Annotated in this window: 16 protein-coding genes; 14 read left to right on the plus strand and 2 right to left on the minus strand. The window is 46.2% G+C overall.

What is annotated here, in order from left to right; translation table 11 throughout:
• The first annotated feature begins 154 nt into the window (after window positions 1-154).
• Complete coding sequence (locus tag NYE45_RS12180) at window positions 155-2,902, plus strand: PAS domain S-box protein (protein WP_340016812.1); 2,748 nt, start codon at window positions 155-157, stop codon at window positions 2,900-2,902.
• Between the two features lie 83 nt (window positions 2,903-2,985).
• Here the strand turns inward: NYE45_RS12180 and NYE45_RS12185 are convergent, their stop codons facing one another.
• Window positions 2,986-3,198 (minus strand): hypothetical protein, encoded by a 213-nt coding sequence (locus NYE45_RS12185; RefSeq protein ID WP_062834023.1) that lies wholly within the window; start codon window positions 3,196-3,198, stop codon window positions 2,986-2,988.
• Between the two features lie 120 nt (window positions 3,199-3,318).
• Window positions 3,319-4,044, minus strand: coding sequence for a hypothetical protein (locus NYE45_RS12190; protein ID WP_340016813.1), 726 nt, complete (start codon window positions 4,042-4,044; stop codon window positions 3,319-3,321).
• A gap of 635 nt (window positions 4,045-4,679) precedes the next feature.
• On the opposite strand from NYE45_RS12190, the gene NYE45_RS12195 reads away from it, so the two are divergent.
• The 13 genes from NYE45_RS12195 to NYE45_RS12255 all read left to right on the plus strand — a co-directional run bounded on the left by NYE45_RS12195 (window position 4,680) and on the right by NYE45_RS12255 (window position 24,784).
• A complete protein-coding gene (locus tag NYE45_RS12195) occupies window positions 4,680-6,374 on the plus strand; it encodes a M3 family oligoendopeptidase (protein ID WP_076330835.1) in 1,695 nt (564 codons plus the stop codon).
• 244 nt (window positions 6,375-6,618) lie between these two features.
• Entirely contained in the window at window positions 6,619-7,770 is a 1,152-nt protein-coding gene (locus tag NYE45_RS12200) for an iron-containing alcohol dehydrogenase (RefSeq protein ID WP_340016814.1), read from the plus strand.
• Between the two features lie 583 nt (window positions 7,771-8,353).
• Window positions 8,354-9,523 carry a glucose-1-phosphate adenylyltransferase gene (locus NYE45_RS12205; RefSeq protein ID WP_340016815.1) on the plus strand — a complete coding sequence of 390 codons (1,170 nt, stop codon included), beginning with the start codon at window positions 8,354-8,356 and terminating at the stop codon, window positions 9,521-9,523.
• Window positions 9,524-9,549: 26 nt separating this feature from the next.
• A complete protein-coding gene (glgD, locus tag NYE45_RS12210) occupies window positions 9,550-10,653 on the plus strand; it encodes a glucose-1-phosphate adenylyltransferase subunit GlgD (protein ID WP_076330841.1) in 1,104 nt (367 codons plus the stop codon).
• A gap of 516 nt (window positions 10,654-11,169) precedes the next feature.
• Complete coding sequence (locus tag NYE45_RS12215; protein ID WP_340016816.1) at window positions 11,170-13,602, plus strand: glycogen/starch/alpha-glucan phosphorylase; 2,433 nt, start codon at window positions 11,170-11,172, stop codon at window positions 13,600-13,602.
• 264 nt (window positions 13,603-13,866) lie between these two features.
• Window positions 13,867-14,736, plus strand: a complete 870-nt coding sequence (locus tag NYE45_RS12220; protein WP_340016817.1) for an effector binding domain-containing protein — start codon at window positions 13,867-13,869, stop codon at window positions 14,734-14,736.
• 42 nt (window positions 14,737-14,778) lie between these two features.
• Window positions 14,779-15,237 (plus strand): VanZ family protein, encoded by a 459-nt coding sequence (locus NYE45_RS12225; protein ID WP_340016818.1) that lies wholly within the window; start codon window positions 14,779-14,781, stop codon window positions 15,235-15,237.
• 140 nt (window positions 15,238-15,377) lie between these two features.
• The gene (locus NYE45_RS12230; RefSeq protein WP_340017359.1) at window positions 15,378-17,069 is read left to right on the plus strand and encodes an alpha-glucosidase; all 1,692 of its coding nucleotides are present in this window, start codon (window positions 15,378-15,380) and stop codon (window positions 17,067-17,069) included.
• A 215-nt stretch (window positions 17,070-17,284) separates the two neighbouring features.
• Window positions 17,285-17,977 (plus strand): metal-dependent hydrolase, encoded by a 693-nt coding sequence (locus tag NYE45_RS12235; RefSeq protein WP_340016819.1) that lies wholly within the window; start codon window positions 17,285-17,287, stop codon window positions 17,975-17,977.
• 238 nt (window positions 17,978-18,215) lie between these two features.
• Complete coding sequence (gene dctA / locus NYE45_RS12240; RefSeq protein WP_340016820.1) at window positions 18,216-19,571, plus strand: C4-dicarboxylate transporter DctA; 1,356 nt, start codon at window positions 18,216-18,218, stop codon at window positions 19,569-19,571.
• Between the two features lie 375 nt (window positions 19,572-19,946).
• A complete protein-coding gene (treC, locus tag NYE45_RS12245) occupies window positions 19,947-21,668 on the plus strand; it encodes an alpha,alpha-phosphotrehalase (protein WP_340016821.1) in 1,722 nt (573 codons plus the stop codon).
• A gap of 28 nt (window positions 21,669-21,696) precedes the next feature.
• Complete coding sequence (treP, locus tag NYE45_RS12250) at window positions 21,697-23,715, plus strand: PTS system trehalose-specific EIIBC component (RefSeq protein WP_340016822.1); 2,019 nt, start codon at window positions 21,697-21,699, stop codon at window positions 23,713-23,715.
• A 220-nt stretch (window positions 23,716-23,935) separates the two neighbouring features.
• Entirely contained in the window at window positions 23,936-24,784 is an 849-nt protein-coding gene (locus NYE45_RS12255; RefSeq protein ID WP_340016823.1) for a chemotaxis protein, read from the plus strand.
• Window position 24,785: the final 1 nt, after the last annotated feature.

Raw genomic sequence — 24,785 nt, forward strand, 5'->3', positions numbered from 1 at the left:
GTATCCAAGATTAAAAATGTCGATTCATGCGTGGATTTTGCCTGACCTCGTTTATAAATCATGGCATTTGGGGTAGTACTCTATAGATGAAGTTATGTTCAGGTCGATCTGTTCATACGGAATACATTCAGATTCTCATAAAGGAGGACATGTGGTGTCGAAATCCATTACAGAGAGCCGGTCTCTGTTCGAACAATTATATACGCACGCACCGATAGGCATTGCTGTCGCTTCACATGTGAATGGACGTTGGTTGCAGCTTAATCCGGCATTTTGCGAGATGCTCGCGTACAGTGAAGATGAACTAATCGATACGTCGGTCATACATATGATCTATGAAGAAGATCTGCACATGGAGGAATTTCGCAGCAAGTTCTGGGAAATGACCGATGAAACACGTCCGATGTACGAGACGGAGGTTCGTCTGAAACGAAAGGACGGCTCGCTATTATGGGCAACGATTAGAGCTTGCATTGTGAGGGATGAAACGAATGGTGAGCCATTGTATCTGTTGGTACAGGCTGCTGATATTACGAAGCAAAAGGATGCAGAGGAACGCCTTATTGTGAAGCGAAAGCAACTGGAAGAGAGCAGCCGCATCTCTCGTCTGCTGGCAGAGTCTTCCCTTGACCTCATTGTCATTCATCAAGCTGATCCTGATCGTACATTTAAATATGTATCAAATGCATGTAAAAGCATGTTGGGCTATGAGCCAGAGGAAATTATAGGTAAGCCGGGAATACTCGTTATCTATCCGGATGATGTACCTATGGTCGATGCCTACGTGGAAGAGCAGAGGCAGGGTCTGGCTCCTAAACGGATCAGTTATCGTCTTTTGCATAAGGATGGATCTACGGTGTGGGCAGATACCATTACACATTATGTGTATGACGATGCAGGTGAACTGATAGAGATCGTCGCCGTAACCCGTGATATTTCAGCCAGTCAGCAACAACAGTTAAGCCTGCAGGAGTACAGATCGTTATTTGACTGTAACCCGCTAGGAGTTGCTTCTCTGGATTTGGAAGGCAATCTGTTAAAGGCAAATTTAGGTCAGGAACAATTGACAGGACACACCAAGGAGGAGCTGCTGAGTCGGCCTTTTGATCACCTCGTCGACCCTGTGGATCTGGATCAGACTCGTCATCATTTTGAGGAAACGGTGAAGGGCACTGCACAAAGATACGAGATCGGTTTGATTCACAAAAATGGGCAGCGAATTGAGACGAGCGTGATTAATGTTCCCATTATCCTTGAGGACAAAGTCGTTGGGGTCTACGGGATCACCAGTGACATCACAGAGTCCAAACGTTACGTCGAGGAAATTGAAAATCTAAGTTATGAACGGGCACTGATTCTGAATGGCATGTCTGAGGGTGTGATTGGACTGGACCTGAATGGGAATCTGAACTTTGCCAATCCGGCCGCCGCGGAGATCATCAACTTCTGCCCAAGTGAAATGAATGGCAAAGCGCTCGAACAGTTGATGATCCAGATGCAAAGCGAAGGCATCCCTTATCCATCCAAGGATACACCGATTTTACAGGCTGTACGTGAGGGACGAAGTCTGCCGCGTACCGAATCTCTTTTCTGGAGACCAGATGGGTCCAGTTTCCTGGCTGAGTTCCAATTGAAGCCGATTATGGATCAGGGGAGAACCCGTGGAGCCGTTCTGGTTTTCCGTGATATGACATCCGTGAAGGATATTATTCGTGCAAAGGAAGCAGCAGAGCATGCAGACCGTGCGAAGTCCGAGTTTCTCGCCATTATGAGTCATGAGCTTCGTACGCCATTGAACGGTATTATGGGCATGGCTCATCTGTTGATGGAAACTGAGCTGGATGAGGAACAGAAAGGTTTTGCGGAAATCATCATTGACAGCGGTGAGTCTCTTTTGTACATTTTGAATGAAATTCTGGATTTCAGTAAAATCGAGGCAGGCAAAATGGATCTGGAGCGCACACCAGTAGATATTAAGGCGATGCTGGGTGGTGTGATTGAGCTGTTTGCACTGAAAGCCTCCGAGAAAAATATTGAACTTTACTGTGAAATGTCAGATCACATTCCTGAACGTGTTCGAGGGGATGAGACGCGGATCCGGCAGGTGTTGATTAATCTGGTGGGGAACGCTGTTAAATTCACAGAGCAGGGCCGAATTACGGTGAAGGTAGGCGTTGATTTCTCAGAGGAGCATGGTCAGGATCACCTGATGTTGATCTTTAAGGTCCAAGATACAGGAATCGGGATTCCAATGGAGAAACAGCATCAATTGTTCCAATCCTTCTCACAGCTTGATCCGGCCATCAATCGCAAGTTTGGCGGCACAGGTCTGGGACTAGCAATCAGCAAGAAACTGGTGGAATTAATGGGCGGAGCAATTGGCGTCCAGAGTGAAATTGGTGAGGGAGCAGAATTTCAGTTCACCCTGGTGCTTGAACGATGGCTCGATGAAAGTAGTGACCCGATCGAAATCGCCGGGAATGATGAACTGCTATTGGATCGAGCAAGTCTTGCGCATGACATCAAAATTTTGATTGCTGAAGATCAGGCGGTCAATAGTCATCTGCTGGAGGAAATGCTGCGTAAATTTGGTGGGGTATGTGATATTGTTGAAAATGGTGCGCAAGCCGTAGAGTCATTGAATAATGTACAATATGATCTGGTGTTCATGGATATTCAAATGCCGATTATGGATGGCATTGAGGCCACCTGCAAAATCAGGCAGACTCATCCGGAGATCCCGGTCATCGCAGCAATAACAGCCTTTGCAGGCTCAAGTGACCGTGAGGAGTGTCTGAAATGCGGAATGCAGGACTTTATCAGCAAACCGTTCCATTCCACAGAGATTAGCCGTGTGCTGAATACATGGGTCCCATACATCCGGTCTCAAAGGGTAAAGTAAAGGAAAAATAACCTGCGCCTTGAAAATCAAGGTGCAGGTTATTCTGTCATTCAGTCCAATTCATAGGCTCCTGACCACAAGGATCAGGACCATCCTCCGATTAACCCGGAGAGGGTTACGCATTCGTCATCTTCCAATTCTGCAATCAGAGTGAGTTCTTCGTTGTCTTGTGGATCAACGGAGAATAATTCACGGCGTCCGTCTTCGTGTACAATAATGACTAACTGATTGCCGCCCTTTGTATCAAACTGGTACTTAACTCCGATACCAGGTAGTGGGCATTCCCGGATATTCATGAAACCTGTCACCTCTTTAGCTTTTGCTTAATTAAAAATCTAACCGTTCACACAGTACGGATGTATTCTACTATCCATAACACCGTTTGGCAAGTCACAAATAAAATTGTTTTGATGAAATTAACGTTTTCCGCGATGTGGTCGTGCACTTTGGCGCTGTCTGGCCCGTCTGCGGCGAACGAAAATCCAGATGAGCAGCGCAACGATTAACAATAAGCCAAGGACTGCCACAATGATAATATTCCGGATATTGGGAACCTGTACAGTCAGATCTAGCTTATTCATCTGGAGTGGTGAAACGTGCCAAATGAGCGTTTTTCCACCATCCTCCACCTGGTCCGCGTTGGAATCGGCTGCCTTGATGGGCAAAGACAACTTGAAGTCAAAGTTAACATCTTTTAACAAGAGATTCTTTAGAAAGCTAGGCACCTTGTTAATCTGATTTTTGATCTCACCATCCGGCATGGACTCCATCAGATCGGCTTCTGCTGTGATATGCATTTTGGAAGTGAAGAAGCCGGCTGTAGTGGATTGTTCGACCTGAATGCCTTGTGGTAACTTGGATGTATCAAAGCTGGTCGTATTGTTTTTTTCATAATGGGTTGTCGCTGTGAGTTGCTTCTGATCTCCCTGTTCCGAAACCTCTGCCTGGAAATTATTTCGATTCAATGCATCTGCGATCAGAGGCATGAGATTGTCTTGTCCGATCTTTCCAAGGGCAGAGTTGGTTACATTAAGATTGAGATCCAGATCCGTTGATCCATCCATATTAACCGTTAGATGCGCTTCTCCATCTGCACAGGCGGATAAAATAGATAACATAAGGACTAGTAAAACAGTAAGCATTAGCTGACGTAAAGGGATGCGAGTCGACATGTCTTTCAACCTTTCTGTGTAAATATCCAAATTCCAATTCATAGAAGTATAGTATACACTGTAAGCATGGCGGATGAAACTTTGAACCTTGCAACGAGATAAGCATGATACCATGTGAATATGGGAATAATTGATTTATTAAAATTAAAGATTTCGTATTTTTGTCAATGTTCGGTCAATTCAAATGGGGCTTCACCGTGTACACTAGTAGTAGTGTGATGAATATACGGAAGCAGGGAGGTTACATTCATGACATATATCATTATTATGGCTGTTATTATGGTCGTGGGCATGGTCGGAATGGGCTGGTTCTATCAGATTATGGATAAAGACCAAAGCTAGTATTCATTAATTGTGGAAATGAAGAGACAAGCCTATAAGCTGGCTTCGCTAATGCGAGGCGGGCTTATTTGTGTGGCAAAACATTTTGTAGTATGACCTTACATTGGCACGTAATATATATAACCAGTCATGTTGCACAATTTGACCGATGGACAAATATTTTTCGTAAAGATGGGATTTTTTAGCTGCTCTTTTGTATAATAGGGGATAGTTTAACTCGGGATATTCCCGAAATTCTGCCAAACAGGAAAGGGTGTACATAAATGAAATTTGGTGAGTATACGTATACACGTCCCGATCTGGAACACATCAAGACATCTTTCCGTGAGCTGCTGAGCGGTTTCGAAGCTGCGGCAACGGTTGAAGAACAAAGCGGATTCATGGATCAGATTAACGCGCTGCGCAGTGATTTTGAGACGCAAGCCCAATTGGTCTACATCCGTCATTCCATTGATACCAATGATGAGTTTTACAAGGCGGAGAACGAATTTCTGGATGAGAATGCACCAATTGTGCAGGAATACATTACGGATTTTTACCGCGCACTGGTTAACTCCAAATTCCGCAACGAGTTGGAACAAAAATGGGGTTCACAGCTGTTCCAGCTGGCGGATCTTTCATTAAAAACGTTCAGCCCGGAAATTATCGAAGAACTCCAGAAGGAGAACAAACTTTCTACAGAATACAACCAGTTGATCGCTTCGGCCAAAATTCCGTTTGAAGGTGAAGAGCGCACATTGCCACAGCTTCATCCATTTGAACTGTCCACGGATCGCTCCATGCGTGAGCGTGCTTCGGAAGCCAGATATACGTTCATGGCTGAGCATGAGGCTGAATTCGATCGTATTTACGACGAACTGGTTAAAGTACGTACACAGATCGCGAAGAAACTGGGATATCCAAGCTATGTGGAACTCGGCTATGACCGCATGAACCGTACGGATTACAACGCCGAGATGGTAGCCAACTTCCGTGCACAAGTTCGCGATTATATCGTGCCTGTGGCGACCAAGCTCAGAGAGCGCCAGCGTAATCGGATTGATGTGGAGACGTTGTATTATTACGATCAGGGCTTCAGTTTCAAGACGGGTAACCCGACTCCGAAAGGTGACGCGGACTGGATTATCGATAATGGTAAAAAAATGTATGCTGAATTATCGCCAGAAACGGATGCCTTTTTCCAAATGATGACCGAAAATGAATTGATGGATCTGGTAAGCAAAAAAGGTAAACAGGGCGGCGGATATTGTACGTTCCTGAACGATTACAAAGTGCCGTTTATCTTCTCCAACTTCAACGGTACATCGGGTGATATTGATGTATTGACGCATGAAGCAGGTCATGCTTTCCAGGTCTATGAGAGCCGTGATTTTGCAGTGCCTGAATACAACTGGCCAACGTATGAATCCGCTGAGATTCATTCCATGAGCATGGAATTCTTCACATGGCCGTGGATGAACCTGTTCTTCAAGGAAGATACGGACAAGTACAAGTTTGATCACCTGTCTTCCGGTCTGTTGTTCATTCCGTATGGCGTAGCCGTGGATGAATTCCAGCATTTTGTATATGCGAATCCGGAAGCTACACCAGCGGAACGCAAACAGGCATGGCGCAACATTGAGAAGACCTATCTGCCACACATTAATTACAAAGATAATGCGTATTTGGAGCAAGGTGGTTTCTGGCATAAGCAGGGCCACATTTTCTCATCGCCATTCTATTATATCGACTATACGTTAGCACAAATCTGTGCATTCCAGTTCTGGAAACGTAGCAACGAAGACATGAAGTCCGCATGGGCTGACTATCTGACATTGTGCAAAGCCGGGGGAAGCCTATCCTTCACTGGATTGGTTGAACTGGCTGGATTGAACTCCCCGTTCGAGGATGGTTGTGTATCCTCCGTAATTGGGGATATTGAGGCATGGCTTGACGGCGTGAACGATAAGGCGCTGTAAGCCATCGTAGATAGCTTTTAGTGAAAGCATCTTCCATCATAGAATGAGTAGTGGGGGAGCTTTGAAATGGATAAGTAAGACGGCTTGGAGACCTGCGGGTGTCTGAGTCGTCTTTTTCATTGCGGGTAAAAATCAACCTCAGTGTAACATTTATCGGACTCATTGTGATTTATTTCACTATATCTGAAAACGGATTCAGTTACAATGTAGATAGTAAATCAGGGGTTACAGGAGGCTGGTTCAAATGGCAACACATGCATATTATGTTCCGCCCGTGAACTTGATGGGTAGAGGATGTTTACAGGAAGCAGGCCAGATGATAGAACAGATGGGTATCCGCAAAGCGCTGGTTGTAAGTGATCGTCAATTGATTGCTTCAGGCGTTGCTGAACAGGTACTGTCTATATTAAGAAAATCAGGGTTAGACTATGTCGTATATGATGAGGTTCAGCCTAATCCAACATGTCAGAATGTACATGACGGACTTCGAGAATTTCAGGATCATGGCTGTGACGCCATTATATCGATAGGCGGAGGTTCACCGCAGGATGCTGCCAAAGGCATTGGCATTGTAGCTACCAATGGTGGCCATATCCGTGAATATGAAGGATTGCATCAATCGAAACATAAGTCCGTGCCACTTGTGGCTTTTAACACAACGGCTGGCACATCGAGCGAGGTGACAATTAACTACGTGATTACAGATGAGGAACGTAAAGTGAAGATGGTGATGGTGGACCGTAACAGTCTGGTTTCCCTGTCGGTTAATGATCCGGAGCTGATGCTCAGCAAACCTGCAAGTCTCACAGCGGCCACAGGAATGGATGCATTGACCCATGCCGTTGAAGCGATGGTTACACCGGGTGGATTTACAGTGACAAGTGCGACAGCTGCAGCAGCTGTTGAACTGATCTTTGAATATCTGCCAAGAGCCGTGAGGGACGGCAGTGATCTGGAAGCGCGGGAACATATGACGTACGCGTGTTTCCTGGGGGGAATCGCTTTTAATAATGCAGGCCTTGGTTATGTGCATGCGATGGCGCATCAACTGGGTGGCGTGTATGATCTGCCGCATGGTGTGTGTAACGCCATGTTACTCCCCTATGTAGAGGAGCTTAATGCCAAGCATGTACCGGGCAAATTCCGTCATATTGCCAAGGCGATTGGTATGGATGTGAAGGGTAGAAGTGATGAGGAATGTTCGGATTACGTCATTGAAGCCATTCGACAGTTATCGAAGGAAGTGGGTATCCCTGAGAAACTGTCTGAACTCGGCGTGAAAGATCCTGATGTTGAACTGCTTGCCGATAACGCGATGAAAGATGCCTGTGCACCAGGCAATCCATATCAACCGTCCAAGGATGAAGTGATGGAGCTGTTCCGCAAAATTATATAGACCATTTTAGGAACGTTTAGGAACGGATATAGAAAAAGTAAAGTACAGTATGATCCTGCGAATGAGCATGGACCAAGCAGGGGCATAAAATAGACAGACAAAATGAGCCGGGATTGAAAGTCGGCTTTTTTGTCATGTTTGCAATTCTTTTTTACTTATTTTTCCACTTAATGATTGCACAAAAACTAAAGGATTTTGCTTCTCTATTATCGAATACAATATGAATAGCACCGGCACGAGAAAGGGTAATCTCACCCGCAACTTGATGTCGATGTTTTCCAGCAAGATTCCCCAGTCCGTTTCGTGTTTAATGTTAAATAGGAGTAGTCTATTACATTGTTCACGAGCTACACCTTAAGCTCTACATCTAACATTCACCTCAGTAAGTCAGTCAAGGCAATTCTACACCGCATTATCTCTATTTCAGGCTTCACAATCCAAAAAGTTCAACTGCAAGTTGAATCATCCAGCTACACATCTGTACAGCAAGCTCCTAATCAAGACAACAGTGTCCACACAACAGAATATCGATTATGGGCTCTGAAATGAATCAGAACGAATGCACGTGGAGGAGGCTGTAATGATGGCGAAAAAAGAAGTTGTAGCGATGCTACTTGCCGGAGGGCAAGGTAAGAGGTTAAAAGGATTAACCAAATCACTGGCGAAGCCAGCTGTATATTTTGGAGGAACATACCGAATCATTGATTTTCCACTGAGTAACTGCTCCAATTCGGGTATTGATACGGTTGGCGTGTTGACCCAGTATGAACCACTCGTCCTGCATTCTTACATAGGCATTGGCAGTGACTGGGATCTGGATCGTAAAAACGGCGGGGTATACGTACTTCCACCTCATGAACGTGAAGACGGTAGCAACTGGTACCGGGGGACAGCGGATGCGATTTTCCGCAACCTGAACTTTATTGAACAATTCGATCCGGAGCATGTGCTCATTCTGTCAGGGGATCATATCTATAAAATGGATTACGAAAAGATGCTCCAGTATCACAAAGAAAAAGATGCAGACTGCACCATATCGGTCATTGATGTCTCATTGGAAGAAGCCAGCCGGTTCGGCGTGCTGAACACCAATGATGACTATAGCATCTATGAATTCGAAGAAAAACCTCCTGAGCCCAAGAGCACACTCGCTTCCATGGGTATCTATCTCTTCAAGTGGGATGTATTGAAACGTTTCCTGATCCAGGATGAACAACAGGCATCCACCTCCTATGATTTTGGTAAAGATATCATTCCTTTGTTGCTTGAACATGAAAAATCCTTATATGCGTATCCGTTCGAAGGGTACTGGAAAGACGTAGGTACCATTCGCAGTCTATGGGAATCCAATATGGACCTGTTGGACGAAGACACACCGTTTAATCTGAATGATCCGGACTGGCGTATCTTTACTCGTAACCCGAATCAACCTGCACAATACATCTCGCCATCGGCCAAAGTACGGAATTGCATTATTAGTGAAGGCAGTGTTGTGCATGGTGAGGTTAATCATTCCGTTCTGTTCTATGGAATTGAAGTTGGGGAGAACAGCGCTGTTATCGATTCGGTCATCATGCCAAGGGTGAAAATCGGTCAGAATGTGAGAATTCACCGAGCGATTATCTCAGAAGGATTGGTTATTCCAGATGGAACACAGATTTCGCCTTCACCGGGAGATGAAAGTGATATTTTGCTCGTGGATCAGGAAGAGCTGGAACGTCAGCTTCGCCAAGGAATAACCAGCAAGGCCTAATTGAAGCCAAAAGGACGGTGCATGCGATGAAACCATTGATCGGAGTTATTAACCTTGACCATGAACTTGAGGAATTGAAGGAATTGACGTACTTTCGCTGCGGAGCCGCGGTGCCTTATGCCGGGCGTTACCGTCTGATCGATTTTGTTCTATCCAATATGATGAATGCAGGAATTGAGAGTATAGGGGTATTTGTACGGCGAAAATATCGTTCACTGATGGACCATCTCGGTGACGGCAAGCCTTGGGATTTGGATCGCAAGCATGGAGGTATGTTTATTTTGCCACCGGACTGGAACGATCCAACAGATACGTCACAGGGGGATTTGCAGCATTTCCATAACAATTTGGACTTTTTCCACAGAGGTGCAGGGCAATATGTCGTGCATGCGGGTAGTCGCCATGTGACCAAAGCAGACCTCCAGGATGTCTACAGGTATCACATCAGCAAAGGAGCGGACGTTACTCTGGTTTGCAAAAAAGTGGATCAACTGCTGCCTGAGCATGACGCCTGTGTCAAAGTTGACCATGACGGGGACGGTAACGTAGTGGACATTCACCAAAGCGCCAACCACCCGAATATATATACAGAAATTTTCATCATGGAGAAGGAATTGTTCCTGCGCCAAGTGCAACGCTGCATCGATCACGGCGAGAGCCATTTCTTCCGGGATGTCATTCAAAAAAATCCGGATGGATTGAATATCGCTGCGTACGCATATGATGGCTATCACGCAGTTATCAATTCCATCGACAGTTATTATCGCAATAGTATGGAACTGCTCAACACAGGGCAATATGAACAACTGTTCAAGGAAGATCCTGTTCAGACCAAAATTAAATATGAAGCCCCAGCCAAATACCTGGATACCGCTGATGTTAAACATTCACTGCTTGCCAATGGCTGCATCGTTGGTGGCGAGGTGGAGGACAGCATTCTGTTCCGCGGCGTACAAGTGGCCAAGGGTGCCAAAATCAAAGGTTCCATCATCATGCAAAAATGTTACATTGGCGAAGGAACGGTACTTGAGAACGTCATTCTGGATAAAGACGTGAAGCTGACCGGAGGACAGACGCTGATCGGCGACCCGTCGAATCCATATATTTTAGCGAAAAGTACTATTATCTAATACCCACACGTAACCGATATCTTCTATAAATATATATAAAATAAAAATCTTGTAGGATGGATGTAAGGTTCATACTTTCGACGCATGAATTGCATCTTCGAAAGTTCTCACCAGCATGCAAACGTAGTGAAGGGAACGAAATCGATTCTGAAGGAGCATAGACTGTCTCCAAATTTCAACCTTGTACTATATAAATTCAACTTAAACATTTACACAAAACGGAGAGGACAGAAAGAACCTGAAGAAGCGCAGCGTTCGCCTTTATCCCCGGATTTCCCCTTTTCAAAAGGAATCAAAAAAATCTGGGGATAACAGCGATCGGAAGGTTATTCTGTCATCGAAGTGTCCAGTGTAAATATTCTTTAGTTCAATTTATATAGGTTAATCAAGAAAATTTGGAGACAACAGCGATCATAAGAACGATTCGTCACCGGAACGGCCACTTTGCACAATGTTGAGCAACTGAGTGTATGAACCGCCACCGTCCTGCAGGATTTCCCCGGGAGGAACCTACTTTTGTTTGACAACAAGGAAACGTTCAAGAGTATCTTTACACGGAATCTGGTCAGCAAATTGGGCAAACCGATTGAAGAAGCAACACAGGAAGACGTATACCACGTACTGGGAAGCATGATCCGTGAATATGCAGGCCAGGATTGGGCAGCGTCGAATCAGGGGTTTAAGCAGCGCCAGGATAAACAGGTCTATTACTTCTCGCTGGAATTCCTGATTGGACGTCTGCTCGGCAACAATCTGTTGAATGTGAATGAATTGGAATTGGTGCGCGACAGTCTGGCTGAGCTGGGCTTCTCCTTGGAAGAAGTGGAAGAGCAGGAGGCCGATGCAGGACTAGGTAACGGAGGTCTCGGACGACTCGCTGCCTGTTTCCTGGATTCACTTGCATCACTTGGATATGCGGGACATGGCTGCGGCATTCGCTATAAATACGGGTTGTTTGAGCAAAAAATCATCAATGGCAATCAGGTCGAATTACCTGACAATTGGTTGGATAAAGGCAACGAATGGGAAGTCCGTCGTCCAGACAAAAAGGTGGAAGTACAGTTTTGGGGAAGGGTAGAAGCTCACGAACAGGATGGAGAATATCAGTTTGTTACAAAAGATGCCGAATCGGTTGTCGCCATTCCCTATGACGTGCCTGTCATCGGATATGGTCAAACCCATGTGAACACATTACGTCTATGGAGTGCTGAGCCGAAGCGCGAGACTTCACTCGACACCCCTTCGAACTACTACGGCTATCTGGATTATAGCCGTTCGGTTGAATCGATCTCGGAATTCCTTTATCCGGATGATTCCCAGTATGAAGGAAAGCTGCTGCGATTGAAGCAGCAATACTTCATGTGTTCAGCAGGCGTGCAAAGTGCGCTGCGTACATTCAACAAGCTGGAGCTTTCGTATGACCGATTGCCGGATAAAGTGGCTTTCCACATCAACGACACGCATCCAACCTTGGTTATTCCAGAGCTGATGCGCATACTGATTGATGTGAAAGGTTATGGCTGGGATGAAGCATGGGATATCACGACACGAACCGTATCGTACACCAATCACACAACGCTAAGCGAAGCGCTTGAAAAATGGCCTGTATCCATGATCAGCAAGCTGCTGCCACGGATTTACATGATTATTGAAGAGATCAACAAACGCTTCTGTGGCATGCTGCTGGACCGGTATCCGGGAGATCAGGATCGCATAGGGCATCTGGCGATCGTTGCGAACGATCAGGTGCGGATGGCGCATCTGGCGATTGTAGGCAGTCATAGCGTGAATGGTGTCGCTGCATTGCATACCGAGATTTTGAAGGAACGCGAGATGGCTCCGTTCTATGCACTGTACCCAGAGCGTTTCAATAACAAAACGAATGGCATTACCCATCGCCGCTGGCTGATGCATGCCAATCCGAAACTGTCAGATCTCATCACGGATACAATTGGTAACGAATGGATAACAGAGCCGGGCAAGCTGGACCAGCTGGCAGGTTTTGCGGATAATACATCATTCCAAGAGCAGTTTCGTTCGATTAAGCGGGATAACAAGGAACGACTTGCTGCGTATATTCTGGATCATACTGGAACGACAGTGAATCCGGATTCCATTTTTGATGTGCAGGTGAAGAGGCTGCATGGGTACAAACGACAACTGTTGAACATTCTGCATGTGATGCATCTGTATAACCGGCTTAAGAATGATGCTTCGTTTGATATGGTGCCGCGTACGTTCATCTTTGGAGCCAAGGCAGCACCGAGTTATTATTTTGCCAAGAAAATCATCAAGCTGATCAATACGGTATCTGACACGGTAAATCGGGATGCAGCGGTGAATGACCGCTTGAAGGTATTTTTCCTCGAAAACTATTCCGTCTCTCTTGCAGAGAAAATTATTCCAGCTGCGGATGTTAGTGAACAGATCTCAACCGCAGGCAAGGAAGCATCGGGTACAGGAAACATGAAGTTTATGATGAATGGCGCCTTAACGATTGGCACGATGGATGGAGCCAACGTGGAGATGGCGGAGCAGGTTGGGGAAGAAAATATGTTCATCTATGGTCTGCGCGCAGACGAAGTACTTGAGTATTATCGTTCCGGCAGCTATCGTCCGAATGAGATTGTGCAACACGATGAACGCATTCGCGAGGTCGTGGAGCAACTGGTGCATCCAGGTGCATTCTGTTATCGTGACGGGGAGTTCTGGGATATTTATGACTCCTTGCTTGCTCATGGTGACGAATACTTTGTATTGCGTGATTTTGCTGCTTATGCAGACGCGCATGCAGTGATTGACCAGGCGTATCGGGATATTCCGGGCTGGACTCGGAAAGCGATATTGAACACGGCTCATTCCGGCATATTCTCCAGTGATCGTACCATTAGTGAGTATGCGACAGATATCTGGGGTATTCATCCGGTGTCCGGGAACTGGAAAGGTTAAGAATAGATTGTTAAACAAATAAGTCCCCTTGTACACAAGAGCTATCTCTGCTGGTAAATCAACCAGCGTAGAGAGTATCTCCTTGTAGAACAAGGGGATTTTGGCATACAGTGTATCATAGTGTTATTCAACTTGAAGAGAACCGCAACTCGCGTATCTTTCGTCATACAAGTTCGCACACAAAATCAAAAAAATGATCTGGATCTCAGTCATACTACATAAGAAATCGCTTGATATTTTGAATTAGATAGGGGAGCCGTCACTATGGATCATTACACACGAATTCAGCTTGCTATTGAGTATTTGGAGCAGCATTTGCAAGATGATTTTAATATCAGAGAGACGTCCGCTGCTGCGAGCTTTTCGGCGTTTCATTTTCAGCGTTTATTCCAGGCGATCACGGGATTCACGGTACTGGAATACGTGCGCAGACGCAGATTAACGGAAGCTGCAGGGGTGCTGCGGGGCTCATCGGAAGGCATATTGGACATTGCGATGAGCTTTGGCTATCAATCTCAAGAGGCATTTACCCGTGCATTTTCAGCCTACTTTGGAATGACACCCGCGAAGCTGCGTAAACTGGAAGCGGATCAGTTGTCTCTTCTAAAGATGCAACAGAGCATTGATTTTAATGATTATCGAACCCAGCTTGGTGGAACATTCCACATGAACACACCCCGTCTGGTCACACGGGAACCGAACTGGATTATCGGCTATGAATACAAGACAAATTTGAATGACAATCAGCATTATGCTGAAATACCCGGATTTTATCACGATTTTGGCATGGAACAGAAATTCATGGCGATCCCGGAGAGGACACGCCCTGATATGGCTTACGGTGTGGCCTGTCATTTTGAAGAGGATGGAGCATTTTCTTTTATTGTGGGTGAAGAAAGCAGTGGAGCATCACAGGGACTTGAACCCGGTTTTACTTCGATTGAAATTCCGGGTGGCTTGTATGCAGAATTCACCGTGGAAGGATCTGGGCAGGATATTCGGAAAATGATCTATGGCAGCTGGTTGCCGCAGTCGAACTATGAACGGAGGGAAGGACCAGACTTTGAAGTGACGGATGTCTGGAAATCGACCCCTGAACAACTGGACATGAAGATCTATATCCCGTTAAAATAGACCTTACCGCTTCGCGGAAATCAAAGTCGGAGGACGGGATGAATGAGCGAAAAGTCGTGGCTCCACTCCAAGTGGATGCTGACCATTGTTGCTTGCATGGCAGTGCTTTACCTACTAATTATGGGCATTTTACTGTTTGTCAGTGGACGAACACCTGGCATGTATTATCAATATAATCTCGTACCCTTCGAGACGATTCGTCCACTTCTTATGGAGAGGGAGAGGTACAATACAGATACCTGGATCAAAAACCTGTTTGGCAATATCGTATTGTTCATTCCGCTGGGCATCTGGATTCCATGGTTGTTTCGGAGGTGTCGTTCGTTCCTAACCTTTACATCGACAGTTGTCTTGCTTCTACTGGGTGTTGAGCTCACACAATTGATCACGCGTGTTGGTTCGTTCGATGTGGATGACATTATTCTGAACACGATCGGTGCCTGGATAGGTTACGCCGCGTTTAAGTTGTTTTTATGTTCACAAAGAAGGACTCGGAATTGAGCCGCAGATCGCGGTCCATGACCGGGTCTTTTTGCATAAGATACCTTTCACATGTTTACAAGGGAATCTTTTCGGATAAAACATATTAACGGCTTAATATAGTGAACAGAGATTATATATTAGACAAAGATGAGAGCGAGGTGGGCGATATCGTTTGGTGGAAAGAGAGTGTGGTCTACCAGATTTACCCGAGCAGCTTCAAGGATTCGGACGGGGATGGATATGGCGACTTGCAGGGGATCTATGAGAAACTCGATTATTTGGAGAATTTGGGCGTGGATGTAATCTGGCTCTGTCCCATCTACGATTCACCAGGACATGATAACGGATATGATATTCGGGATTATTACGCCATTCTGCGTAAATATGGCACGATGGAGGATTTTGATCGGTTATTGGCAGCGGCACACAAGCGCGGGCTCAAGATCATGATGGATCTGGTGCTGAATCATACGTCGGATGAACATGCGTGGTTTGCCGAGTCTCGTTCATCGAAGATGAATCCGAAGCGGGATTATTATATTTGGCGTTCAGGTAAAAATGGCCAGGTGCCGAATAACTGGGAGTCCTATTTTGGAGGTTCGGTGTGGAAGCATGATCCTGAGACAAATGAATATTATTTGCACCTGTATTCGGAACAGCAACCGGATCTCAACTGGAACAATGCACAGATGGCAGAAGAGATGTATGAGATGGTGCATTGGTGGCTGGAAAAAGGGGTAGACGGATTCCGTTTCGATGCAGTAGCGCATATCGCCAAGGCAGAGGGGCTGCCAAGTGCCCACAATCCGGATAATCTGCCGGTGGTTCCAGCGTATCAGCTCTTTTCCAACCTGGAACAGGTACACTCCATCCTGAAGAAACTGAATAACATGATCCTGAAACCTTACGGACCCATGACGGTTGGCGAGACTTCCGGACTTGGACCTGAGCAGGCACTGGCCTATGTGGGGACGGATCGTGACGAGCTTAATATGGTTTTCCAGTTTGAGCATATGTTCATCGATGCCAAATCTTCTGGCATTGGTAAGTGGAACTATAAGGAATGGAAACTGACCGACCTCAAAGAAATCATGAGCCGGTGGCAAACGGTTTTGCACAATAGGGGCTGGAATGCCAATTACATGGGCAACCATGATCAGCCACGTCCGGTTTCCCGTTTTGGTGATGACGGTAAATATCGGGTACGTTCTGCTCAGATGCTGGCGACATGGATGCTTACACTTGAGGGAACGCCCTACATCTATCAGGGGGAAGAGATTGGCATGACCAATGTTGCTTTCCCGGATATCGAGCAATACCGGGACATCGAGACGAAAAATTATTACAATCATTACATTGGTCAAGGTAAATCGAAGCATGAAGTCATGCAGGCGATCTGGCTGAAGAGCCGCGATAATGCCCGCACGCCAATGCAATGGGATGATACGGAACACGCAGGGTTTACCCAAGGTCAGCCTTGGATTCAGGTGAATGATAATTATTCTGAAATTAACGTAGCCGATGCCGAAAGTGATCCGCAATCCATTTTGCATTATTACCGTAAGCTAGTTGCCCTTCGCAAACAACATAAAGTGCTTATCTATGGCGCGTATGAACTGCTGCTGCCGGATGATCCGGATATCTATGCCTATACACGAACATTGGATGATGAGCAGATGTTGGTCATTCTGAATTTCCGTGGACATGAACCCGAGATGCAGTGGCCGGAAGGCTGGAATTCCGAGCATGCCAAGCTGATCATCAGCAATGTAAGCAGACGATATTCTACCGATGAAGGTGCGATTCAGCTTCAGCCGTACGAAGCAAGGGTGTATCGTAAGCAGCGCTGAGATGGATGATCGCAAATTTTGCGTTGGTGAAGAGCTATGATTTATAATAAATAGAATCAATTTCATAATACCTTTAGCTGCTTCAATCAAGGGTAGATATAGATCAAAACGGTTCAATTTGTCTATATCTAGTTACAAAAATTCTGTTTTTAGTAAGTTATGAAATTGATTCGGTTTTCAAAATAAATCAAAACATATGTCGGGAGGAATCCAAGTTGTTGAATATTACGTTCCACGGTCACTCCAGTGTACAGCTGGGCACAGAAGATAAGTCACTGATCATTGATCCTTTCCTGCGTGGCAACGAGCTTGCTGTCACGAAGCCGGAAGATATCAAGACTGATGTTGTGTTGCTGACACATGCACATATGGATCACATCCTCGATGCTGAACCGATTGCCAAAGCGAATAACGCCAAAGTTGTGGCTATTGTAGAGCTGGCTACATATATGTCCTGGAAAGGTCTGGACACGCTCGGGATGAACATGGGCGGAACGGTAGATCTTGATTTTGCTCAAGCCAAAATGATCCAGGCGTTCCATACTTCTGGGATCGTGTTGGAAGAAGAACAACGGATCATGTATGCAGGTTTGCCTGCTGGATATATCATTAATATTGGTGGCAAAACCATTTTGCATGCCGGAGATACAAGTCTCTTCGGGGATATGAAGATGATTGGTGATCGCCATGATATCGATGTAGCTTTCTTGCCTATTGGTGGACATTTCACCATGGGACCTGATGATGCGCTGCAAGCGGCAGAATGGTTTAATGCCAAACTGACCATCCCGGTACATTATGATACATTCCCGGTGATTCGTCAGGATGCGGAACACTTCGTGCAGCAGCTGGCTGCAAAAGGGTTGGAAGGCCGTGTGCTGGCCCCAGGGGAATCCATTACCCTGTGATGCACATTTAACCCCTGTTCAATAATAAATGGATTGATAGATAAAGACGAATATCACGTCAAGATAACTGACGCGATATTCGTCTTTTTTCGGTTTCAGGTTCAATTTTCACAGATAGAGTTGGTACAAATGACAAAAAGATTGAAATTCCATTGTTGAACTCCGTTTCGGAATGATATAAAAAGTTACACGGAAACCAACCGGAAATCCGAATTGACCGCAAACAGGGGGAGCGTTCATGTCATTTGTGAAATCATTATTTTTTCAGATTATTGTAGCGGTAATCATCGGGATTGGCGTAGGCATCCTGTGGCCCGATCTGGGCAGTTTGCTGCAACCGCTCGGAACAGGCTTCATCAAATTAATCAAAATGATCATCGCACCACTGATATTCATGGTGATTGTGACAGGTATTGCCAAGATCGGTGATCTGAAGTCTGTAGGTCGCATCGGACTGAAAGCCATCGTGTGGTTCGAGATTGCAACTACAGTTGCGCTGGTACTTGGATTGGGAACAGCCAATCTGCTTCGCCCAGGTGCGGGAATGAACGTGGACCCTTCAACCATAGACGCAAGTGGCATCGAAGCGAAAACGAATGGTTCCGAGTTGCCACATACGGTAGATTTTATCATGAATATTATTCCGACGAGTGTTGTGGATGCTTTTGCACAGAATGCGCTACTGCAAGTACTGCTCGTGGCCTGTCTGTTTGGGGTGGCACTGGCAGCAACAGAAAGTAAAGCGAAAGAAAATGTACTGACGTTGATTGAGAACCTGCTCGGAATTGTGTTCCGCATCATTGGTTATATCATGAAACTCGCGCCAATTGGTGCATTTGGAGCCATGGCTTACACGGTAGGTGCCTATGGGGCTTCCACATTATCATCCTTTGGTCTGCTAATTCTGGCCTGTTACGGCGCAGCACTGCTGTTTCTGGTCATGCTGGCATTGGCTGCCTGGTGGATTACCGGGCTGAATTTCCTGCAATTTGTGAAGTATACCCGTTCTGAAGTGATGCTGGCGATTGGAACCGGATCATCAGAAGTGGTGATGCCACGTATGATGGACAAGCTGACCAAGGCGGGTTGTGACCGTGCCGTTGTGGGTCTTGTAGTGCCGACGGGGTACTCGTTTAATCTGGATGGCGCTTCAATCTATCTATCGCTAGCGACAGTTTTTGTGGCTCAAGCCGTAGGAATTGAACTGACATTTATACAGCAGATTACGATTTTGTTGGTGTTAATGTTAAGTTCCAAAGGCATGGCAGGAGTGCCTGGCTCCGCATTCTTGGCTCTGTCCGCCACGGCAGTAGCCGTCAATGCTTTCCCGGTAGCAGCGGTTGCTCTGCTGCTTGGTGCAGATCGTTTTATGGATACAATGCGTGTCTTCACAAACCTGATGGGTAACTGTGTCGCAGCATTTGTGGTCGCAAAATGGGAAGGCCTGCTGGATCAAAAGCGAATGCGTGCCGTACTATCAGGTGAGATTAGTGCTGCTGAACTGGAAAGGGAAGAACAGGCTGCGCTTGCTTTATTGAAGTTGAATATGCAGGAAAAACAGGGTAAAGCCGTAGTATCACCGGAGATGTCGTAAGTAGCGTGTTCCCTTTGTATTGACTAAGTCAACTGACAGTACTTAAAAAATAACAATCCACTACAACAGTAAAAACAATAAAATACATTTAAGAAGTTCAACCAAGTTCAACCAAAGTAGACCGTCTGTTACCCACATCAATCGTGGGAAGAACAGGCGGTTTTTTGTTTTACCAATACAGATATCATGGAGTTTACGAACGCAGGTTCCAAAATAAATGTTACAGAGGAAAGATTTATGGGGAATGTGTAGAAGAGGCGAAGAATATACATATTATAGTTTCAACTTGTATATACATGTTTACTTATGTAATATAGATATGAAGTTAGCCGAGAACATCACATAATAGCATTACAATTTATTGGAGGCGTTAACATGAGTTCTAATAACACAACTCCGTCATCTTGGTGGAAGACATCAACGGTGTATCAGGTATATCCAAAGAGTTTTAATGATACAACCGGATCGGGTACGGGAGATATTCGTGGATTAACCGAGAAGCTTGATTATTTGCAGCATCTGGGTATCGATATTGTGTGGTTGCAGCCGGTATATGTATCCCCGCAGCATGATAATGGGTATGACGTAGCGGACTATTATCGGATTAATCCGGATTATGGGACGATGGAGGATTTTGACGAACTGCTGAAAGGTCTGAAGGCTCGTGACATGAAACTGATGATTGATATCGTGGTGAATCATTCCTCGACCGATCATGAGTGGTTCCAGCAATCTCGTTCTTCCAAGGATAATCCGTACCGGGATTATTATATTTGGAAAGATCCTGCGCCGGACGGCGGTGTGCCAAACAACTGGCAATCCAAGTTCGGTGGACCTGCATGGCAGTATGATGAACAGACGGGACAATATTTCCTGACTTTATTTGATAAAACGCAGGCAGATCTGAATTGGGAGAATGAAGAAGTACGCAAAGCTGTACGGGATATGATCAAGTTCTGGGCCGAAAAAGGTGTAGATGGTTTCCGTATGGACGTGATCAACCTGATCTCGAAAGACCAGCGTTTCCCGGATGATGATGGCAGCGTATCACCTGGTGATGGACGCAAGTACTACACGGATGGACCGCGTGTGCATGAGTATATCACCGAGATGTACGATGAAGTATTCGGGCCTCACAACATGGTGACGGTAGGCGAGATGTCCTCGACAACATTGGAACATTGCATCCAATATTCGAACCCGGCTTCCCGGGAGTTCTCAATGACGTTTAACTTCCACCACCTGAAAGTGGATTATCCGAATGGTCAGAAATGGGAACTGATGCCGTATGATTTCGAAGCGATGAAGCAGCTCTTCAGTGAGTGGCAGACAGGCATGCAAGCCGGTGGAGGCTGGAACGCACTGTTCCTGAATAACCATGATCAGCCGCGGGCGCTGTCCCGATTCGCCGATGATGGTGACTATCGTGCCGAGAGTGCAAAGATGCTTGCAACGACTATACACGGAATGCAGGGTACACCTTACGTCTATCAGGGTGAAGAGATCGGAATGCCGAATCCGGTCTGGAATGACGTCAGCGAATTCCGCGATATCGAATCGACGAACATGTATCGCTTGCTTCAGGAAGAACGGGGCAAATCCGCTGAAGAAGCTTTCAACATTGTAAAAGAGCGTTCCCGAGATAACTCGCGGACACCAATGCAGTGGAATGGAAGTAAGAACGCCGGATTTACTACCGGAACACCTTGGCTGAAGGTGGATGAAAGGTATCCGTCCATTCACGTGGAGCAGCAGCTGGCTGACCCGGATTCAATCTACTACCACTACCGCAAATTGATTGCCCTGCGTAAACAGGTTAACGTGCTGACTGACGGTCTGTATGAACGCCTCGACGATGCACATCCGGACGTATTCGCGTACGCACGTACCAATGGAAGTGAAACCCTGATCGTTGTATCAAACTTCAGTAAACGAGACGTTACGTTCTCGCTTCCGGAAGCGGTGTGGAATGATCATATTACAAATAAATCAGTAGAGTTACTCATTGGAAATACAGAGGTAGCGCCTGTACTGACACAGGAAATCTCCCTCAGTCCGTATGCATCCTATATGTGGCTTGTGCCACAACAGGACTAATCACATTTTATAAATAGGAAGTGACACTATGGCAATCGATAAAAAACAGGTTGAGGAGATCGTCCGGGCGGTCGGCGGCAAAGAGAATATTGAAGCTGCAACGCACTGTGTTACACGACTCCGGTTTGCCTTGTACGATGAGAGTAAAGTGGATACCGAAAGTCTGGATCAGAATGATCTGGTCAAAGGACAGTTCTCTTCCCAAGGACAATTTCAGGTCGTTATCGGGCCTGGTCTGGTGGATAAGGTCTATGATGAGATGATTCAGATCACCGGGGGAGATCGTTCTTCCAAGGATGATGTGAAGGCCGTTGCTGGTAAAAAGCAAAATCCAATTCAGCGAGCGATTAAAACACTGTCGGATATTTTTATTCCGATTTTGCCTGCGATCATTACGGCAGGTCTTTTGCTCGGGATTAACAATATTCTGACAGGTCCAGGCATTTTCTTTGATGGAAAATCACTGGTGGATGTTTACCCAGCCTGGAAGGATCTTGCGTCCATCATTAATACAATCGCGAGTACAGCCTTTACGTTCCTGCCGGCTCTGATTGGTTGGGCAGCTGTAAAAAGGTTCGGCGGCAGTCCGCTGCTCGGGATCGTGCTTGGGCTCATTTTGGTACATCCCGATCTGCTGAGTGCATATGGTTACGCTGATGCCGTGAATAATGGCACGGTGCCAACATGGAATTTGTTCGGTTGGGAGATTGAGAAAATCGGTTATCAAGGGCAGGTTCTGCCTGTACTGGTATCCGCCTATCTTCTTGCGAAAATGGAGATTTTCCTCAATAAAAGGGTACATGACTCCATTAAACTGCTGGTCGTTGCACCAGTTACGTTGCTGATTACCGGATTCCTGGCCTTTACGATCATTGGTCCAGTGACATTCGCCATTGCGAATGCGATCACATCTGGCTTGATCTATGTATACGATTCCTACGCGGCGCTGGGCGGTCTGATCTACGGTGGTCTGTACGCTTTGCTTGTTATCACCGGTATGCATCACACGTTCCTCGCAGTGGATGTGCAGCTCATCGGTAGTCAGGGCGGTACGTTCCTGTGGCCGATGCTGGCATTGTCCAATATCGCACAGGGTTCAGCGGCACTTGCGATGATGCTTGTCCTGCGTGAAAAGAAAATGAGAGGACTTGCGGCAACGTCCTCGGTGTCGGCCTTCCTCGGGGTAACCGAGCCGGCGATCTTCGGAGTGAATATCCGTTACCGTTATCCGTTTATCTTCGGTATGATCGGTTCCGCGATTGGTGGTGTGCTGCTGACGATGAATAATGTTCAGGCAACCTCCATCGGTGTAGGTGGCGTACCTGGATTCCTGTCGATTTTCCCTAACAAATGGGGCGTCTTCTTCATCGGCATGGCGATTGTCCTGGTTGTACCGTTTGTACTGACCGTTATTTTTGGCAGAGCCAAAATGAGAAAAGAAGATCGTAATGAAAGTAATGAAAACGTTGCTGAGCCTAAAGCGGCTACATCGCAGTCTGCTTCGGGCGTTATCTCTTCGGCTGCAAATACAGATCTGAACCAGCGCACACGTAGTGCTGCTCAAGTAGGGGATGAAGCCGTGAATACACTGGAAATCATGGCGCCATTAACAGGCCAGGCCGTTTCACTGGAGCAAGTACCTGATCCGGCTTTTGCCGAGAAACAAATGGGTGAGGGTGTAGCGATTGAGCCTTCCGGCAACGTGGTGGTTGCTCCGTTTGATGCTCAGGTAGCTCATGTGATTAAGAGTAAACATGCGGTGATTCTGGAACACGCGAGTGGTTTACAGGTACTGATCCATGTCGGGATTAATACGGTATCCCTCAAGGGTGAAGGCTTCAATATGCATGTCGAAGCTGGCGAGCATGTCAAAGCTGGGCAAAAGCTGTTGGAATTCGATCGTAAGGTGATTGAAGATGCGGGATACCCGCTGATTACACCGATTATCATTCCGGATGGTCAGGATATGGTTGAACGGGTGGAAGTCACGACAGGTGATGTTACATCCAATCAGAATGGTGTGCTGAAGGTTCATCTGAAAGGTTAATTGAATACAACAACATGACGGGGGCTGCGTGATGCGCAGCTCCTTTTTGCTGTATGATCGTTATTTTCATGACCATCATGGTAAACTGTATATAAAATGGAAGAATCACATTTTTTAAATAATGGTGGTTGGAAAGTACCTTCTGACAAAAGCAAGCTTCAGGCATGTTCGAGTAGTGGCGTTCATATGGTGAAGAAAGAGTTCATAGAGGAGGAGAGCCATGACACGTATTGCGGTGATGGTCATTCATGGGCTGGGTATGCGAAAGGAAGGGTACGCGGACAAGCTGATTGCTTGTTTGCATAAGGAATTGGACAAGGTGATGGTCTTGCCTGGAGCATCCAAACAGATGCTGGATATCGAACCTGTATATTGGGCGGATGTATTTGAGGAGCGGGAAGAGGCGCTGTTTCAACAGCTCGTCAGCTCTCCGGGATTGAATTACCAGACGCTGCGCCGATTTGTCATCCATTACCTGGCTGATGCGGTTGCTTATCAACCGGTGGAAAATCAAGGCCATAACTATGATGCCGTACATCGAACGTTGAATCAGGCGATGCACACTCTTGCACAGCGTAATGGACCGGAAGCTCCACTCTGTGTGGTTGCCCATAGTTTGGGTGCCGTAATCGCAAGTAACTTCTTCTACGATCTGCAATATCCGTCCAGTCGTGTACCTGAAATTGTAGATGTGAACTCGGCTTTGGAGCGGGGGGACACGCTGACCCATTTTTACTCGTTTGGTACAACCCTGCCCTTATGGAGTTTGCGTTACCATGACTTTAGTCGCCCGATTCAGGTGCCCTCCTCCCATGTGGATCACTATTATGCCGGTCTGGAAGGGGAGTGGGTGAACTTCTATGATCGGGATGATATTCTGGGTTATCCGTTACGCCCCATTGATCCCGCTTATGAGAAAGCGGTCAAAGAAGATATTGAAGTGAACTCCGGGGGCTTGGCCTTGAGCTGGAATCCGCTAAGTCATGGAGGTTATTTCTCCAATGCAAGCATGAATCGCAGAATCGCGCAGGGGCTCGCACGAACCTGGACCTGGGTAAACCGTTCATAAT

The sequence above is a fragment of the Paenibacillus sp. FSL K6-1318 genome (assembly GCF_037976905.1).
Taxonomy (GTDB): Bacteria; Bacillota; Bacilli; order Paenibacillales; family Paenibacillaceae; genus Paenibacillus; species Paenibacillus amylolyticus_A.

Excerpts from the sequence above, each read along its gene's own strand:
- NYE45_RS12185 (WP_062834023.1), bottom strand. The coding sequence starts at position 3,198 with ATGAATATCCGGGAATGCCCACTACCTGGTATCGGAGTTAAGTACCAG.
- NYE45_RS12205 (WP_340016815.1), top strand. The coding sequence starts at position 8,354 with ATGGCGAAAAAAGAAGTTGTAGCGATGCTACTTGCCGGAGGGCAAGGT.
- NYE45_RS12255 (WP_340016823.1), top strand. The coding sequence starts at position 23,936 with ATGACACGTATTGCGGTGATGGTCATTCATGGGCTGGGTATGCGAAAG.
- NYE45_RS12190 (WP_340016813.1), bottom strand. The coding sequence starts at position 4,044 with ATGCTTACTGTTTTACTAGTCCTTATGTTATCTATTTTATCCGCCTGT.
- NYE45_RS12225 (WP_340016818.1), top strand. The coding sequence starts at position 14,779 with ATGAGCGAAAAGTCGTGGCTCCACTCCAAGTGGATGCTGACCATTGTT.
- NYE45_RS12200 (WP_340016814.1), top strand. The coding sequence starts at position 6,619 with ATGGCAACACATGCATATTATGTTCCGCCCGTGAACTTGATGGGTAGA.
- treC (WP_340016821.1), top strand. The coding sequence starts at position 19,947 with ATGAGTTCTAATAACACAACTCCGTCATCTTGGTGGAAGACATCAACG.
- glgD (WP_076330841.1), top strand. The coding sequence starts at position 9,550 with ATGAAACCATTGATCGGAGTTATTAACCTTGACCATGAACTTGAGGAA.
- NYE45_RS12195 (WP_076330835.1), top strand. The coding sequence starts at position 4,680 with ATGAAATTTGGTGAGTATACGTATACACGTCCCGATCTGGAACACATC.
- dctA (WP_340016820.1), top strand. The coding sequence starts at position 18,216 with ATGTCATTTGTGAAATCATTATTTTTTCAGATTATTGTAGCGGTAATC.
- treP (WP_340016822.1), top strand. The coding sequence starts at position 21,697 with ATGGCAATCGATAAAAAACAGGTTGAGGAGATCGTCCGGGCGGTCGGC.
- NYE45_RS12220 (WP_340016817.1), top strand. The coding sequence starts at position 13,867 with ATGGATCATTACACACGAATTCAGCTTGCTATTGAGTATTTGGAGCAG.